This is a genomic window from Mesorhizobium sp. M1A.F.Ca.IN.020.03.2.1 (assembly GCF_004023205.1).
GTDB lineage: Bacteria > Pseudomonadota > Alphaproteobacteria > Rhizobiales > Rhizobiaceae > Mesorhizobium.
In genome coordinates this window covers 1-15,348 of sequence record NZ_RZSV01000140.1, presented here as the reverse complement: position 1 = coordinate 15,348, position 15,348 = coordinate 1, and the positions used below count along the sequence as shown (strand labels likewise).

16 protein-coding genes and 1 pseudogene are annotated in these 15,348 nt (G+C 63.2%); 12 read left to right on the top strand and 5 right to left on the bottom strand.

All coding sequences use genetic code 11. From position 1 onward, the window contains the following. Positions 1-729: VOC family protein (locus tag EOA79_RS20805; RefSeq protein ID WP_164893904.1), on the bottom strand; the 729-nt coding region annotated here is incomplete at its 3' end. A 278-nt stretch (positions 730-1,007) separates the two neighbouring features. On the opposite strand from EOA79_RS20805, the pseudogene EOA79_RS20800 reads away from it, so the two are divergent. The 6 genes and pseudogenes from EOA79_RS20800 to EOA79_RS20770 all read left to right on the top strand — a co-directional run bounded on the left by EOA79_RS20800 (position 1,008) and on the right by EOA79_RS20770 (position 6,644). Continuing rightward, a pseudogene (locus EOA79_RS20800) lies at positions 1,008-1,734 on the top strand (gamma-glutamylcyclotransferase). 110 nt (positions 1,735-1,844) lie between these two features. Then, positions 1,845-3,209 (top strand): NAD(P)-dependent oxidoreductase, encoded by a 1,365-nt coding sequence (locus EOA79_RS20795; protein ID WP_128293235.1) that lies wholly within the window; start codon positions 1,845-1,847, stop codon positions 3,207-3,209. Positions 3,210-3,211: 2 nt separating this feature from the next. Beyond that, complete coding sequence (preA, locus tag EOA79_RS20790; RefSeq protein ID WP_067329150.1) at positions 3,212-4,525, top strand: NAD-dependent dihydropyrimidine dehydrogenase subunit PreA; 1,314 nt, start codon at positions 3,212-3,214, stop codon at positions 4,523-4,525. 110 nt (positions 4,526-4,635) lie between these two features. Next, on the top strand, positions 4,636-5,154 hold the full coding sequence (locus EOA79_RS20785) for an Rrf2 family transcriptional regulator (protein ID WP_067328950.1): 519 nt from the start codon (positions 4,636-4,638) through the stop codon (positions 5,152-5,154). An 11-nt stretch (positions 5,155-5,165) separates the two neighbouring features. Then, complete coding sequence (locus EOA79_RS20780; RefSeq protein ID WP_128293233.1) at positions 5,166-5,624, top strand: carboxymuconolactone decarboxylase family protein; 459 nt, start codon at positions 5,166-5,168, stop codon at positions 5,622-5,624. 525 nt (positions 5,625-6,149) lie between these two features. Then, positions 6,150-6,644 carry a DUF3592 domain-containing protein gene (locus tag EOA79_RS20770; RefSeq protein WP_095824949.1) on the top strand — a complete coding sequence of 165 codons (495 nt, stop codon included), beginning with the start codon at positions 6,150-6,152 and terminating at the stop codon, positions 6,642-6,644. Between the two features lie 5 nt (positions 6,645-6,649). Here EOA79_RS20770 and EOA79_RS20765 read toward each other — a convergent pair whose 3' ends face one another. Together EOA79_RS20765 and EOA79_RS20760 are read right to left on the bottom strand one after the other, a co-directional pair. Beyond that, positions 6,650-7,366, bottom strand: a complete 717-nt coding sequence (locus tag EOA79_RS20765; protein WP_095824948.1) for an SDR family oxidoreductase — start codon at positions 7,364-7,366, stop codon at positions 6,650-6,652. Next, positions 7,363-8,208: an SDR family NAD(P)-dependent oxidoreductase gene (locus EOA79_RS20760; RefSeq protein ID WP_095824947.1), complete on the bottom strand. Its 846-nt coding sequence runs from the start codon at positions 8,206-8,208 to the stop codon at positions 7,363-7,365. The genes EOA79_RS20765 and EOA79_RS20760 overlap by 4 nt, the downstream gene beginning before the upstream one ends. A gap of 102 nt (positions 8,209-8,310) precedes the next feature. On the opposite strand from EOA79_RS20760, the gene EOA79_RS20755 reads away from it, so the two are divergent. Continuing rightward, positions 8,311-9,183, top strand: coding sequence for a helix-turn-helix transcriptional regulator (locus EOA79_RS20755; protein ID WP_095824946.1), 873 nt, complete (start codon positions 8,311-8,313; stop codon positions 9,181-9,183). Between the two features lie 12 nt (positions 9,184-9,195). On the opposite strand, the gene EOA79_RS20750 is transcribed toward EOA79_RS20755, so the two are convergent. Continuing rightward, positions 9,196-9,825, bottom strand: a complete 630-nt coding sequence (locus EOA79_RS20750) for a TetR family transcriptional regulator C-terminal domain-containing protein (RefSeq protein ID WP_095812645.1) — start codon at positions 9,823-9,825, stop codon at positions 9,196-9,198. 254 nt (positions 9,826-10,079) lie between these two features. Between EOA79_RS20750 and EOA79_RS20745 the strand changes: the two genes are divergently transcribed. The 4 genes from EOA79_RS20745 (at position 10,080) to EOA79_RS20730 (ending at position 14,624) form a co-directional block, all read left to right on the top strand. Further along, positions 10,080-11,408: an aspartate aminotransferase family protein gene (locus EOA79_RS20745; protein ID WP_095824945.1), complete on the top strand. Its 1,329-nt coding sequence runs from the start codon at positions 10,080-10,082 to the stop codon at positions 11,406-11,408. A gap of 69 nt (positions 11,409-11,477) precedes the next feature. Further along, a complete protein-coding gene (locus EOA79_RS20740; protein WP_095824944.1) occupies positions 11,478-12,728 on the top strand; it encodes a Zn-dependent hydrolase in 1,251 nt (416 codons plus the stop codon). Between the two features lie 64 nt (positions 12,729-12,792). Then, positions 12,793-14,244, top strand: coding sequence for a dihydropyrimidinase (gene hydA, locus EOA79_RS20735; RefSeq protein ID WP_095824943.1), 1,452 nt, complete (start codon positions 12,793-12,795; stop codon positions 14,242-14,244). Positions 14,245-14,246: 2 nt separating this feature from the next. After that, on the top strand, positions 14,247-14,624 hold the full coding sequence (locus EOA79_RS20730) for a hypothetical protein (protein ID WP_067328965.1): 378 nt from the start codon (positions 14,247-14,249) through the stop codon (positions 14,622-14,624). A 17-nt stretch (positions 14,625-14,641) separates the two neighbouring features. On the opposite strand, the gene EOA79_RS20725 is transcribed toward EOA79_RS20730, so the two are convergent. Beyond that, positions 14,642-15,052, bottom strand: a complete 411-nt coding sequence (locus EOA79_RS20725; RefSeq protein WP_170950346.1) for a cupin domain-containing protein — start codon at positions 15,050-15,052, stop codon at positions 14,642-14,644. 110 nt (positions 15,053-15,162) lie between these two features. Between EOA79_RS20725 and EOA79_RS20720 the strand changes: the two genes are divergently transcribed. Continuing rightward, positions 15,163-15,348: ATP-binding cassette domain-containing protein (locus EOA79_RS20720; RefSeq protein ID WP_128293231.1), on the top strand; the 186-nt coding region annotated here is incomplete at its 3' end.

The following is a 15,348-nucleotide window of genomic DNA, read 5'->3' as shown; positions in this document are numbered from 1 at the left end:
GCATTGGATGATCCCCTGCGCGCTCGGCACCTCCATCGGCCCCATCAATACCTTGCCGCCATTGTCGGTGACACGCTTGGCGGCGGCGTCGATCGCGTCGACGTTGAAATAGAACTGCCAGACCGGGACCGGGATCTGCGGCGGCTTGTTCATCATGCCGCCGCCGGATTCGGGGCCGGCGCCGAAGGTCTGGTAGATGCCCATCTCGCCCATGTCGAACTGACCGGCGCTCTCCCAGCCGAACTGGCTGGAATAGAAGTCGAAAGCGGCTTTCCAGTCCGAGGTGTAGAGCTCGTGCCAGCCGACATGGCCGGGCGTGGTAGCGGGTACCGGCGGCTGCTCGGGCTGGTTGGGCTGCAGGAACATGAAGGTCGCGCCCTGCGGGTCGGCGACGACGGCGAAGCGACCGACGCCGGGAATATCATCCGGCGCGCGATGAACGGCACCGCCGGCCTCCTTGAGCGCCTTCGTCGAGGCATCGATGTCCTTGGTGTAGATGTAACCAAGCCAGGCCGGCGGCATGCCCATCATGGCGGCATCCTTTGGCATCGTCATCAAACCGCCGACGCCGCGCAGGCTGGAATTCATCACGATATAGCGCGGCATGCCCGGCGCCTTGTCGAAGGGCTCGGCCCGCCAGCCGACGACAGCAGTATAAAAAGCCTCGGCGGCGTCGAGGTCGGTGGTCATCAGTTCGTACCAGAAGAAGGGTTTTGCGGCATTCGGCATGGTCGGTCTCCTCACCGGTTCAGGCAGCGATCGCGGTTCCGATCCATCGTAGGACGATCTCGGCGACAGAAATCCGACATCTGGACCAGAAATCGAGAACGGCAAGGCGCTCATGCATGTCACTCAAAAATGCGCAGCGGTTTTGGGCGGCCGACACGCATCAAAATCGGAGCTTGAAGCGCGTCGGCCTATCCGTTCTGCGCGAAGCGCCTAGGAACCGTGATCTTGCATGGCCCGGGGTTTTAGCCTTTGCTGCGGGCAACGAGGGGCTGTCTTCCATGCGTGAATGTCGCTTACGCCCGAGAGTGGCTTTGTGCCATCGCGAGGAGCTCGACCCTGGTCCGAGCGGGGACTGGACCCAGCTTAACGACGACGATTTCCGCGCGCTCGCCTCGCGCCTGTCAGACGAGGCCGACGAGGGGCCGCTCTGGGTGTTCGCTTATGGCTCGCTGATCTGGAAGCCGGCGTTGGAATCCATCGAGCAACGCCGCGCCTCCGCCTATGGCTGGCATCGCTCCTTCTGCCTCGACATGGTGCGCTGGCGAGGCAGCGCCGCGCAGCCGGGGTTGATGATGCTCGAGCGCGGCGGCCGTTGTGACGGCGTCATCTATCGTCTGCCGGACGGCGAGAAGCCCGCCCAGATCGAGAGATTGCTGCGGCGAGAAATCGACGATCATGAAAGCGTCAGCTCGGTCCGGTGGGTTCCGGTACGCACGGCGCAAGGATCGCTGCGAAGCGCTGGGCTTCTGGATCGGGGTGACGGGTAGGGGCACGTCGCTCAGGCAGCCGCTCGAAAGGGTGGCGAAGACACTGGCACACGCATGCGGCCATGTAGGTTCCGGCGCCGAATATCTTTACTACACCGTCAGCCACCTCGAAACATTCGGCATCCATGACCGCAATCTGTTGCGCCTGCAGGAACTCGTGGCAGACGAGATCAGGTCGATCCATCCCTCCAGGATTGAAAGCGCTGAACCGACAGACATCGGCGTGGCGATAATATGAGTACGACTATCATGTTTGTCCAAGCAATACAGCAGCTTGGCCGAAAATTGACCAATTGATAAAAAAATAAAACGTGCTAGCCTTCCTCAAAACAAACAAGGGGAACTGGAATGGCGACTGGTCATTTCATCGAAGGCATAGCCGGCGGCCGGCTGTCTGCGGAGCAATACGCCGATAATTTTTCCGACCTGCACCCGCCGCTCGATCACCACGAGGCGCTGGTTGAGGCCGATCGCTGCTATTTCTGCTACGATGCGCCGTGCATGAATGCATGCCCGACCTCGATCGATATTCCGATGTTCATCCGGCAGATCGCGACCGGCAATCCGCTGGGCTCGGCCAAGACCATCTTCGACCAGAACATTCTTGGCGGCATGTGCGCCCGCGTCTGCCCAACGGAGACGCTGTGCGAAGAGGTCTGCGTGCGTGAGGTGGCGGAGGGCAAGCCGGTGCAGATCGGCCGCCTGCAGCGCTATGCGACCGACGTCGCGATGGATGAGGGCAAGCAGTTCTACAAGCGCGCCGAACCGACCGGAAAAACGGTCGCCGTGGTCGGCGCCGGGCCAGCGGGCTTGGCGGCGGCCCATCGCTTGGCCCGCCACGGCAACGATGTGACGATCCTCGAAGCGCGGCCGAAGGCTGGCGGCCTCAATGAATACGGCATCGCGGCTTACAAGAGCGTCGACGATTTCGCTCAGGCCGAGGTCGACTACGTCACCGCGATCGGCGGCATCGACATCCAGAACGGCAAAGCGCTCGGACGGGACTTCCAGCTTTCCGACCTGATCCGCAACTACGATGCGGTGTTCCTTGGCCTCGGGCTCGGCGGCGTCAATGCGCTGCGCGCCGAAGGCGAGGATACGGATGGCGTCGCCAACGCGGTCGAGTTCATCGCCGAACTCAGGCAGGCAAGCGACCTTTCCAGCCTGCCGGTCGGCCGCCGCGTCGTCGTCATCGGCGGCGGCATGACGGCGATCGACGCCGCGGTGCAGTCGAAGCTGCTCGGCGCCGAGGAGGTGACGATCTGCTACCGGCGCGGCCAGGAGCATATGAATGCCTCCGGCTTCGAGCAGGATCTGGCCGCCGCGAACGGCGTCACGATCCGCCACTGGCTGCAGCCGAAGCGCGTCATCGCCGAGAACGGCAAAGTGTCGGCGATCGAGCTCGAATACACAGCCATGAATGGCGACAAGCTCGCCGGTACCGGCGAAATGCTGAGGCTCAACGCCGACCAGGTGTTCAAGGCGATTGGCCAGAGCTTTGTGCCGGCTCATCTCAACGGCAGCGTTGCCTCCATCGAGCTCGATGGCGGCCGCATCAGGGTCGATGCCGAGGGCCGCACCTCGCTGGCGAAAGTCTGGGCGGGCGGCGACTGCATCTTCGGCGGCGACGACCTGACGGTCTCGGCCGTGGCGCAAGGCCGCGACGCCGCCGAATCCATCCACCGGGCACTGACCTCTAACGGGAGGGCATGAGCATGGCAGACATCCGCAACACCTTCGTCGGCATCAAGTCGCCAAATCCGTTCTGGCTGGCTTCGGCGCCGCCGACCGACAAGGCCTATAATGTCGAACGCGCCTTCAAAGCCGGCTGGGGCGGCGTGGTCTGGAAGACGCTTGGCGAAGAGGGCCCGCCGGTCGTCAACGTCAACGGCCCGCGCTACGGCGCGATCTGGGGCGCCGACCGCCGGCTGCTCGGCCTGAACAATATCGAGCTGATCACCGACCGCGACCTGCAGACCAATCTGCGCGAGATGAAGCAGGTGAAGATGAACTGGCCGGATCGGGCGCTGGTCGCCTCGATCATGGTGCCTTGCGAGGAGGAAAGCTGGAAGGCGATCCTGCCGCTGGTCGAGGAGACCGGCGCCGACGGCATCGAGCTCAATTTCGGCTGCCCGCACGGCATGAGCGAACGCGGCATGGGCTCGGCGGTGGGCCAGGTGCCGGAATATATCGAGATGGTGGTGCGCTGGTGCAAGCAGTACACGCGCATGCCGGTCATCACCAAGCTGACGCCGAACATCACCGACATCCGCAAGCCGGCGCGCGCCGCCAAAGCCGGCGGCACCGACGCGGTGTCGCTGATCAACACCATCAACTCGATCACCGGGGTTGACCTCGACAGTTTCGCGCCGCAGCCGACCATCGATGGCAAGGGCTCGCATGGCGGCTATTGCGGCCCGGCGGTGAAGCCGATCGCGATGAACATGGTGGCCGAGATCGCGCGCGATCCGGAAACGCACGGCCTGCCAATTTCGGGCATCGGCGGCATCACAACCTGGCGGGATGCTGCCGAATTCATGGCACTCGGCGCCGGCAACGTGCAGGTCTGCACCGCGGCAATGACATACGGCTTCAAAATCGTGCAGGAGATGATCGCGGGGCTGGAGAACTGGATGGACGAGAAGGGCCACGCCTCGCTGTCCGACATCATCGGCCGCGCCACACCCAATGTCACGGACTGGCAGTATCTCAACCTCAACTATGTCGCTAAGGCGCATATCGACCAGGACGCGTGCATCAAATGCGGGCGCTGCCACATCGCCTGCGAGGACACCTCGCATCAGGCGATCACCAGCATGGTCGACGGCGTCAGGCATTTCGAGGTGATCGAGGCCGAATGCGTCGGGTGCAATCTTTGCGTCAATGTCTGCCCGGTCGAGGGCTGCATCACGATGGAACCGCTGGCCGCCGGCGTGCTGGATCAGCGCACGGGCATACCGGTGTCGCCGGTCTACGCCAACTGGACGACGCATCCGAACAATCCGATGGCCAAGGTGGCCGCGGAGTAGGGAACACTTTTGAAAGAAATGCGGCGCCTTCGGGTGCCGTTTTTCGTTACCTATATTGCAGATAAGAATTATCCATGATAGGTACTATCCATGAATTGGAGCCAAAGATCGTGAAGCTGGGAGAGGGCGTCGAAGCGGCGATCCACTGCGCCGCCATGCTTGCCGGCGTCGACGGCAACAGCACCATGTCGGGCGCGGCCATGGCCGAGGCGTTCGGCCTGTCGCCGAGCTATCTCTTGAAGCATCTCAATCAGCTGACAACGGCGCGCATCCTGGAATCCGTGCCGGGGCCGGCAGGCGGCTACAGGCTGGCGCGGCCGGCCGAGCGGATCACGCTGCTCGACATCGTGCTTGCGGTCGAGGGCAGGGAGCCTGCCTTCCGCTGCGGCGAGATCCGCCAGCGCGGCCCGGTCAAGCTCGACGCGTCGGCCTATGTCAAACCGTGCGGCATCAATGCCGCGATGCTGAGGGCCGAGCGCGCTTATCGCGCCGCGCTTGCCGATGCAAAGCTCTCCGACATCGTCGCCGATTTCATGAACGACGCCGATCCCCGCACCGTCGCCGCAAGCTGCGCCTTCGTCGAACGCCATCAGCGGGCGCAGAAAGTTCAACAACCAAGCAAAGCGTGAAAGGTAAGAGAATGAAACAGAGGCTGCAGTTCTTCGCCAAGGCGCCTGAAATCATGAAGGCGGTGATGGCGCTCAACAAGGCCGTCGAGGAGTGCGGGCTGGAAGAAAGCCTGATGCACCTGGTCAAGCTCAGGGCTTCGCAGATCAATGGCTGTTCCTATTGTGTCGAGATGCATAGCCGCGAGGCAAGGCGAGATGGCGAAACGGAGCAGCGGCTTTATCTGGTCGCCGCCTGGAAGGAGTCGCCGCTGTTTTCCGAGCGCGAGCGCGCCGCGCTCGCCTGGACCGAGAAGGTGACAAACATCTCCGACAACGGCGTTCCGGACGATCTCTACGCCAGGACGCTGGAGCAGATCTCCGAGGAAGAGCTGGTCAAGCTGACAGTGGTGATCGGCATGATCAACACCTGGAACCGGCTCTGCGTGTCGTTCCACGCCATCCATCCGATGCCGGCCGCCAAGGCTGCCTGATCATCCAAAGCCGCGCGGATCCGAAGACGGTTCCGCGCGGCTTTCATTTGCGAGATCAATGACATGTTTGAGAATTTTCAGAGCGAGATTCTGTTTGCCGCGCGCCCGCTGCTCGGCGGCGCCTTCGTCTCTGCCGGCCTGCGCAACGTCCAGCACAAGACCTGCTCATCCCAATGATGACGGGACGCGGCGTGCCAGGCAGGGCCGGCATTGTGGCTGGGCATGTCCTGCAGGTCGCTCCGGACTGCTGGTGATCGGCGGCTTATGGACCGGGCAGGCGGCAAGCCTGACCCTGTTCCTGATCGTCGCGACGCCGATGTTTCACAATTTCTGGGATCATCAGGGCCGGATCGCGCCTCACGCATAAACGGCTTCGTCGCCAATGTCGCCCTGGCCGCGGGTTCCTGGCGCGGGTCTATGCCTGACAACTGCACTCGGATTCCGCGCAGTCGATGGCGCCGCGTTAATCGGTTTGTCGCGATTGTCCTGTATTAGCAAAAAACAGGTTCGCCCGTCGGAGCGTTCATGGAGCAGAACTGGACTGCATTCTGGGCACGCGTTTCGGATGCCTTCCACCAGGCGCTGGCTCCGTTCCGTGCAGTCGCGGGAGCCTTCGGCCAGCATCCGAGCGACATTCAGATATGGTGCTTTCTGTGCGACGTCTTCTTCCTCGCGGTCGTCGCCATACAGACGTATGGCGACATCATGCTCAGGCGACGCGGCGCCTTTGCCACCGGCAAGGTGATCGGCATCGACAAGTCGAGCGACGGGCCGGACACGCCGATCATCGAATTCGCCGACCGACTGGGCAAGACCTGGCGTTTCGGATCGCATCTGCCGGTCAACGGAACGACCGGGAACGTCGGCGCAGTGGTCGAAGTGATTTATGACCCTCTCCACCCGAAGCGGGCGCGGGAAGTCGGCCGCCCGCTGATGAAGGCCGTCCACCTGGCTGTCTGGTATGCGGTCGTCGCCGGGCTGATGGTGCTGGCCTTCCTGCCCGGCCTCTTTTCCAATTGATCCATTCAGGCGGCGAAGCGCAGGCCGCCGTCGCAGGTCAGCACCTGGCCGGTCATGAAACCGTTGGACACCAGGAAGGCGATCGCGTCGGCGACGTCCTCGGCGCGACCGATACGGCCGACCGGCGTCTTTCCGGCGTACTCGGCAAAGACCGCCTGCCGCTCTTCGCCCGATAGAAAATCCCACCAGGGCGTATCGATGACGCCGGGGGCCACGACGTTGACGCGCAGCGGCTTCAGTTCGACGGTCAGGATCGGGACTACGGTCAAAAGCATGCCGTTGATGGCGCCGATGCCGGCAATGCCGGGTGCTGCGATCTGCGCCGAGACGGCCGAAATGAAAGTGACCGATCCGGCTTTGTTCAAGGTCGGCAGGGCCGCTTGCAAGCAGCCTAGCTGCGGCTTGATCTTCTCGTCGACGGCGCTGCCGATGTCGGCAAGGTCGAGGGTCGCGAACGGCCCAAGGCCCCTGCCGCCGCTTGCGGCGAGAACGAGATGATCGAATGGGCCGAGACCATCGAAGAAGTGCCGGACCGCGTCCGGCTTGGTCGCGTCGAAAGCGGCCTTGCCGACGGTGCCGCCGAGGCTCTTCCAGGCGTTGTTCAGCTTGTCCTCGCTGCGGCCGGTGATCGTCACCTTCATCGCGGGGCTGAGCAGCCGTTTGGCTGTGGCAAGGCCAATGCCAGACGAGCCGCCGATGATGACGCAATGTTCGATGCTCATGAATGCTGTTCCTTGGATGTCGCGGAAGATTGTCCGGTCAGTTCGAGGCTGAGCGCCCGCAACCGGCTGCGGGCTTTTTCGTCATAGGCCTGGGCATCGGCGCGCGCTTCCCGCTGGCCATCGAAATAGAGGCCGCTCCGCCCTTCGAGCGCCAGAGATATTGCCAAGTTGAGGATCGCGTTGGCGCCGGTCTCGACCGAGCTCCACGGTGTGATGCCTGCCTGCCGGACCATGGTGGTATCCATGTAGCTTGCCGGATGGAGTGCATTGACGGTGACGCCGCTGCCTTCGAGCTGCTCGGCCAGATCGATGGTGAACAAGATCTGCGCCAGCTTGCTCTGGCAATAGGCGCGCACGCCGCTGTAGCCGCGGGCGAGATTGACATCATCGAAATCGATCGCCTGCTGGCCGGCGGAGGCGACATTGACGATGCGCGCCGGCGCGCTTGCCTTCAGCAAGGGCAAAAGCTCCGACGACAGCAGGAAGCCTGCGAGATAGTTTACGGCGAAGCGCATTTCGTAGCCGTCGGCGCTCACTTGCCTTTTTGCGCCTTCGCCGCCCGTGCCGACGCCGGCATTGCTGATCAATATGTCGAGCCGGTCGGTTCCTGCCCGCACGGCGCCGGCAAGGCGGCGCACTTCGGCGAGCGACGAAAGATCCGCAAGCAGAAATTCGGCGTTGCCGCCCTCGGCTTCGATGGCAGCGACTGTCGCCTTGGCGCGAGTTTGGTCGCGGCCATGTACCAGCACGCGGGCGCCGGCAGCGCCGAGCCTTTCAGCGACCACGCGGCCAACCCCGTCGGTCGAGCCGGTGACGAGAACGGTCTTATTCTTAAGTTCCATGTTCAGAGCCTCCTTATGCTGCTCTGAACGCAAGATGGGGCGCGGCGCGCAGGCCAAACAGTTCAATTTTTATCCTGGTATCGATACTGCTATAATAGCTGCATGGATGCCGTGCCCCATTCCCCTGACGACAGCCGCCGCCGCGAGCTCGGCGCTTTCCTGCGCTCGCGCCGGGAGCGGCTCTCGCCTGCCGACATTGGGATTGCGAGCGGCGCCAGGCGGCGTACGCCCGGGCTGAGGCGCGAGGAAGTGGCGATGATCGCCGGCGTCGGCACCACCTGGTACACCTGGCTGGAGCAGGGGCGGGACGTGCGGCCCTCGGTCGAGGTGCTGACCGCGCTCTGCGAGGCGCTGCGCCTGCACGCCGTCGAGAAGCGGCATCTGTTCATCCTTGCCGGCCGCCAGCAGCCGGAGCAGCGCACGGCGACGTCTGAAAAGGTCGACGCCACACTGCTGCACATGCTGGGGAGCCTCGTCCTACAGCCGGCTTATGTGGTTGGCCGGCGTTGGGATGTGCTCGCCTGGAATCCGGCGGCGGTCGCCTTGTTCGGCGACTATGGCCTGCTCGAGGGCGATGCCCGCAACATCGTCCATCTGGTGTTCACAAGCCCGCATCACCGCCGGCTGCTGGTCGACTGGGAAGCGCTTGCCCGCGTGGTGCTCGCTTCGTTTCGCGCGGAGAGCGCCAAATATGTCGGCGATCCGGATTTCGAGCGGCTGATCGCGCTGATGATGCGCTCAAGCCCGGAGTTCCGTGATTGGTGGCCGCGGCGGGACGTGGCGAGAAGGCTGACGGGCGTGAAACATGTCCGCCATCCCACAGCCGGCCCGATGGCTTTCGAACATATGAGCCTGTCGATCGACGACGGCTCAGACATGCGGCTGATCGTCTACACGCCGTTGACCGAGCAGAATACGATCGCCAAGCTCAAGAAGCTGCTGGAAGAGAAGCCCCCCGAGCGGCGCAGCGCCTGATCTTCGCCCGACCTAAGCTTTCGGCTTCAGCCCATCGAGGAACAGTTGCTCCAGGAACCGGGCAGCATCCTCGAAGCGGCCGTCGCCGCCGCGGTCGGGGCCGAGCACGGCGCGCACCTGGACGTCGAAATCGGCGTAATGCTGCGTCGTCGCCCAGATCGAGAAGATCAGATGCCAGGGGTCGGTGCGGGCGATCTTGCCGGCGCGCATCCAGCCCTTGATGACGGCGGCCTTCTCCTCGACCAGCGTTTTCAGCTCGCCCTCCAGCATCGGCATGATGCGCGGCGCGCCCTGCAGGATCTCGTTGGCGAAGAGCCGGCTTTCGCGTGGAAAATCGCGCGCCATTTCGAGCTTGCGTCGGATGTAGCTTCTGAGCTCGGTCATCGGATCACCGATATCGTCAAGCTCGCGGAGCGGCGCCAGCCAGGTGTCCAGCAGCCGCTGCATCAATGTCTCGTGAATGTCCTCCTTGCGGCGGAAGTAATAGAGAAGGTTCGGCTTCGACATGCCGGCGGCTTCGGCAATCTGGTCGATGGTCGAACCGCGAAAACCGTTGGCGGAGAAGACTTCCAGCGCGGCTTCCAGGATGAGCTCGCGCTTTTCCTGCTGGATGCGGGTGCGGCGTGGAGCTGAGCCTTCCATCCTGTCCGTCATCCTTGCCGGCTGCTGCCGTGTGGGCACTCTGGACCAATTCTCTGGACCAGTTTTTCTCCGAGCCGTGGAGCGCGCTTTCGATGCCGCATTTCCGTTAGTAGTCCCTTGACCGCCGACAGGGCGGTGCTAACGTTTGTCCAACCGGTCAAAATTTTGCGTAGCACGAAAACGCAACGAAGACCAAGCCTTGGGAAGACCAAGCGTTAGCGCACAGAAACAGGTTACAAGGGGAAATCTTGGTCATGTCCAACCGGCTGAAAGTCACGCCGAACGATCTCAGCGCATTCTGGATGCCGTTCACGGCAAATCGGCAGTTCAAGCAGGCGCCGCGCATGTTCGTGTCCGCCAAGGACATGCACTACACGACGAGCGATGGCCGCAAGGTGCTCGACGGCACTGCAGGCCTCTGGTGCGTCAACGCCGGCCACTGCCGGCCGAAGATCACCGAGGCCATTCAGCAGCAGGCCGCCGAACTCGACTATGCGCCGGCCTTCCAGATGGGCCACCCGATCGTCTTCGAACTGGCGAACCGCCTGGTCGATATCGCGCCGAAGGGCATGCACCATGTGTTCTTCACCAATTCCGGTTCGGAATCGGTCGAGACCGCGTTGAAGATGGCGATCGCCTATCACCGTGTCCGAGGCGAGGGCTCGCGCACCCGGCTGATCGGCCGCGAGCGCGGCTATCACGGCGTCAATTTCGGCGGCATTTCGGTCGGCGGCATCGTCGCCAACCGCAAGATGTTCGGCACGCTGCTCGGCGGCGTCGACCATCTGCCGCACACCCATCTGCCGGAGAAGAATGCCTTCTCGAAGGGCGTGCCCGAGCACGGCGCCGAATTGGCGAACGAGCTGGACCGTCTCGTCACCCTGCATGACGCCTCGACCATCGCGGCGGTCATCGTCGAGCCGGTCGCAGGCTCGACCGGCGTCATCCTGCCGCCGAAAGGCTACCTGCAGAAGCTTCGAGAAATCTGCACCAAGCACGGCATATTGTTGATCTTCGATGAAGTGATCACCGGCTTCGGCCGTCTTGGCGCGCCATTCGCCGCCGATTATTTCGGCGTCACGCCGGATATCATGACGACGGCCAAGGGCGTGTCCAACGGCGTCATCCCGATGGGCGCGGTTTTCGTGAAGAAGGAAATCCACGACGCCTTCATGAACGGCCCGGAGCACATGATCGAGTTCTTCCACGGCTACACCTATTCGGGCAATCCGATCGCCTGCGCCGCGGCTCTCGGCACTTTGGACACCTACAAGGAAGAAGGCCTGCTAACCCGCGGCGAGGAGCTGGCGCCTTACTGGGAAGACGCGCTGCATTCGTTGAAGGGCGAGCCGCATGTCATCGACATCCGCAATATCGGCCTGATCGGCGCGATCGAGCTTGCGCCGATCGCCGGTAGCCCGACCAAGCGGGCCTTCTCGGCCTTCGTCAAAGCGTTCGAACGCGGCGCGCTGATCCGCACAACCGGCGACATCATCGCGCTGTCGCCGCCGCTGATCATCACCAAGGGCCAGATCAACGAACTGATCGACCATGTTCGCGATGTTCTGCGCTCGATAGACTAACTGCTCAAACCGCTCGGGCGGCGACGGGAACCGCCGCCCGACCGGAGACCTGAAATGAGAGGACTTTGAATGGCCGCCCCCGGCGAGAATCTGCGAATCAATTCAGACCGTTTGTGGGATTCCATCATGGAGATGGCGAAGATCGGCCCCGGCATCGCCGGGGGCAACAATCGCCAGACGCTGACCGATTCCGACAAGCAAGGCCGCGAACTGTTCAGGTCCTGGTGCGACGAGGCCGGGCTCACGATGGGCGTGGACCAGATGGGCACCATGTTCATGACGCGGCCCGGCACCGATCCGGACGCGCTGCCGGTCTATGTCGGTTCCCATCTCGATACCCAGCCGACCGGCGGCAAATATGACGGCGTGCTCGGAGTGCTCTCTGGCCTCGAGGTCGTGCGCTCGCTCAACGATCTCGGCATCAAGACCAAACATCCGATCGTCGTCACCAACTGGACGAACGAGGAGGGAGCCCGTTTCGCGCCGGCCATGCTCGCCTCCGGCGTGTTCGCAGGCGTTCACACGCAGGATTATGCCTATGCCCGCAAGGATCTCGACGGCCTGAGCTTCGGCGACGAGCTGAAGCGGATCGGTTGGGTCGGCGACGAGACGGTCGGCGCGCGTAAGATGCACGCCTATTTCGAGTACCATATCGAGCAGGGGCCCATCCTCGAGGCCGAGAACAAGCAGATCGGCGTGGTGACCCACTGCCAGGGCCTGTGGTGGCTGGAATTCACGCTGACCGGCAGGGAGGCGCATACCGGCTCGACCCCGATGAACATGCGCGTCAATGCGGGGTTGGCCATGGCCCGCATCCTGGAGATGGTGCAGACGGTCGCGATGGAGAACCAGCCTGGCGCTGTCGGCGGTGTAGGCCAGGTGAAGTTCTCGCCCAACTCCCGCAACGTGCTGCCGGGCACGGTGATCTTCACTGTCGATATCCGCTCGCCCGATAAGGCGAAGCTCGACGGCATGCGCGCGCGCATCGAGAAGGAGGCGCCGAATATCTGCGAGCCGCTCGGCGTGAAATGCGCCGTCGAGGCGGTCGGCCATTTCGATCCGGTGACCTTCGATCCGACGCTGGTCGGCCGTGTCCGCACCGCCGCCGAGAAGCTGGGCTACAGCCATATGAACATCATCTCCGGCGCCGGCCACGACGCCTGCTGGGCGGCCAAGGTCGCGCCGGCGACCATGGTCATGTGTCCCTGTGTCGGCGGGCTCAGCCACAACGAGGCCGAGGACATCTCCAAGGAATGGGCGGCGGCAGGCGCCGATGTGCTGTTCCACGCGGTGGTCGAGACGGCAGGAATCGTCGAATGACCGAATAGAAATCACCTCGAAAAAGCCGCTCGCAAAGAAGCGTGAAAAGATCAGGGGAACGGATATGACCAAAGTCATCAAGAACGGCACCATCGTCACCGCCGACCGCACGTGGAAAGCCGACGTGCTGATGCAGCACGGCAAGATCATCGCCATCGGCTCGAACCTGCATGGCGATCACGAGTTCGACGCCACTGGCTGCTATGTCATGCCGGGCGGCATCGATCCGCACACCCATCTCGAAATGCCCTTCATGGGCACCTATTCGGCCGACGATTTCGAATCCGGCACGCGCGCGGCGCTTTCGGGCGGCACGACCATGGTCGTCGATTTCTGCCTGCCGGCGCCGCAGCAGTCGCTGCTGGAGGCGCTGCAGATGTGGGACAACAAGACCTCGAAAGCTGCCTGCGACTATTCCTTCCACATGGCGATCACCTGGTGGGGCAAGCAGGTCTTCGACGAGATGGCCACCGTCGTCGACAGGGGCATCACCTCGTTCAAGCACTTCATGGCCTACAAGGGCGCGCTGATGGTCGACGACGACGAGATGTATTCCTCGTTCCAGCGCTGCGCCGATCTCGGCGCGCTGCCGCTGGTCCATGCCGAAAATGGCGACGTGGTCGCGGCACTCTCGCAGAAGCTGCTTGCCGCCGGCAATAACGGCCCCGAGGGGCATGCCTATTCGCGTCCGCCCGAAGTGGAAGGCGAGGCGACAAACCGCGCCATCATGATCGCCGACATGGCGGGCGTGCCGCTCTATGTCGTGCACGTCTCCTGCGAGCAGAGCCATGAAGCCATCCGCCGGGCACGCCAGAAGGGCATGCGCGTCTATGGCGAGCCGCTGATCCAGCACCTGACGCTCGACGAGAGCGAATATTTCAACAAGGACTGGGACCATGCGGCGCGGCGCGTGATGAGCCCGCCTTTCCGCAGCAAGTGGCACCAGGATTCACTATGGGCAGGCCTGCAGGCCGGATCGCTGCAGGTGGTGGCGACTGACCACTGCTCCTTCACCACCAAGCAGAAGCGCAACGGCGTCGGCGACTTCACCAAGATCCCGAACGGCACCGGCGGCCTCGAGGATCGTTTGCCCGTGCTTTGGACCAGCGGCGTCAACACCGGCCGGCTGACGATGAACGAGTTCGTCGCGGTGACCTCGACCAACATCGCCAAGATCCTCAACATGTATCCGAAGAAGGGCGCGATCGTCGAAGGCGCGGATGCCGACATCGTGGTCTGGGACCCGAAGCGCAAGAAGACGATCACGGCCAAGAACCAGCAGTCGGTGATCGACTACAACGTCTTTGAGGGTTTCGAGGTGACAGGGCTGCCGCGCTTCGTCTTTTCGCGCGGCGAACTGTCGATCGAAGAAGCGGACGTCAAGGCCAAGGTCGGGCACGGGGAGTTCGTGGCGCGCGAACCGAACGCCGCTGTCAACCGCGCGCTTTCGACCTGGAAGGAGATCAGCGCACCGCGCAAGGTGGAGCGCACGGGCATTCCGGCGACCGGAGTTTGAGCGTGCGCGCAACTCACCTTCTGACCGGGGCAGCCGTGCTGCTGGCCGCCGGCCAAGCTTTCGCCGCCGGCATCGATCTCTCCAAGCCCTGGGGCAACAAATCCGGCTGCATCAACAAGAACGGCCAGGAGGTCTATGCCGAGGACATGCTGCTGTTGACCAGCGAGGCGTTCGTCACGGTCGCCAGCGCCTGCACCTTTACCGACAAGAGACCCCAGGCGAATGGCTCCCTTGTGGTGACGGCGCAGTGCGAGGCGGAAGGCGAGGAGGGGCAGACGCCGGCCCAGTTCATCATCAAGCGCAGCGCCAAGAACGCCAAGAGACTGGTGATCGCCGACAAGGACGGCAACGCGATGGGAGAAGTCTCCCGGTGCAAATGACGGCGGTCCCGTCGACCTCAGGCAACCAACGCATCCAGTTCCGGCATCAGGACCACGCTTTCCTGCTCGTTGGGATCGGTGCGGGCGATGACCGCCGAAGAGGGCGCACCGCTCAGATTGGCGGGCAGATGCGGAACGCCCGCCGGAATGTAGAACAGGTCGCCGGCCTTGACGACTTCGTGATGCTCGAGCCGGTCGCCATACCAGGTGTGGACCTCGCCGGAGAGCACATAGATCGCGGTCTCGTGGTTCTCATGCATATGCGCCTTGGCGCGGGCGCCGGGCGGCATGGTGAGAAGATGCATACAAATGCCGGAGGAGCCGACGGTTTCGGCGGCTATACCGGCGAAATAGCTCAAGCCTTGCTTGCCTTCATAAGTGCTTTCAGGGCGAATAAGGTGGCATGTGGGTTTAGGCGACATCGGCAAGGCTCCGGGCGTCGATCAAGTGGGACTGGACGAGTGGAAAGCAAGGCAATCGTAAAATCAACCGGATTCCGGCCGGCGCGGCAGCGGCTGCGAAAGACAGGTTTCTGCCGATGAGCGGACAGTCGCCAGCCGTCGTTTCGGCAAGCAAGCTCGGCCTCACCTTCCAGACCAATGACGGTCCGGTGCAGGCGCTGTCCAATGTCGATCTCACCATCGGCAAGGGTGAGTTCGTCTCCTTCATCGGCCCCTCCGGCTGCGGCAAGACAACCTTGCTGCGCGTCATCGCCGATCTGGAG

Excerpts from the sequence above, each read along its gene's own strand:
- EOA79_RS20795 (WP_128293235.1), top strand. The coding sequence starts at position 1,845 with ATGGCGACTGGTCATTTCATCGAAGGCATAGCCGGCGGCCGGCTGTCT.
- preA (WP_067329150.1), top strand. The coding sequence starts at position 3,212 with ATGGCAGACATCCGCAACACCTTCGTCGGCATCAAGTCGCCAAATCCG.
- EOA79_RS20780 (WP_128293233.1), top strand. The coding sequence starts at position 5,166 with ATGAAACAGAGGCTGCAGTTCTTCGCCAAGGCGCCTGAAATCATGAAG.
- EOA79_RS20770 (WP_095824949.1), top strand. The coding sequence starts at position 6,150 with ATGGAGCAGAACTGGACTGCATTCTGGGCACGCGTTTCGGATGCCTTC.
- EOA79_RS20765 (WP_095824948.1), bottom strand. The coding sequence starts at position 7,366 with ATGAGCATCGAACATTGCGTCATCATCGGCGGCTCGTCTGGCATTGGC.
- EOA79_RS20760 (WP_095824947.1), bottom strand. The coding sequence starts at position 8,208 with ATGGAACTTAAGAATAAGACCGTTCTCGTCACCGGCTCGACCGACGGG.
- EOA79_RS20755 (WP_095824946.1), top strand. The coding sequence starts at position 8,311 with ATGGATGCCGTGCCCCATTCCCCTGACGACAGCCGCCGCCGCGAGCTC.
- EOA79_RS20750 (WP_095812645.1), bottom strand. The coding sequence starts at position 9,825 with ATGGAAGGCTCAGCTCCACGCCGCACCCGCATCCAGCAGGAAAAGCGC.
- EOA79_RS20745 (WP_095824945.1), top strand. The coding sequence starts at position 10,080 with ATGTCCAACCGGCTGAAAGTCACGCCGAACGATCTCAGCGCATTCTGG.
- EOA79_RS20740 (WP_095824944.1), top strand. The coding sequence starts at position 11,478 with ATGGCCGCCCCCGGCGAGAATCTGCGAATCAATTCAGACCGTTTGTGG.
- hydA (WP_095824943.1), top strand. The coding sequence starts at position 12,793 with ATGACCAAAGTCATCAAGAACGGCACCATCGTCACCGCCGACCGCACG.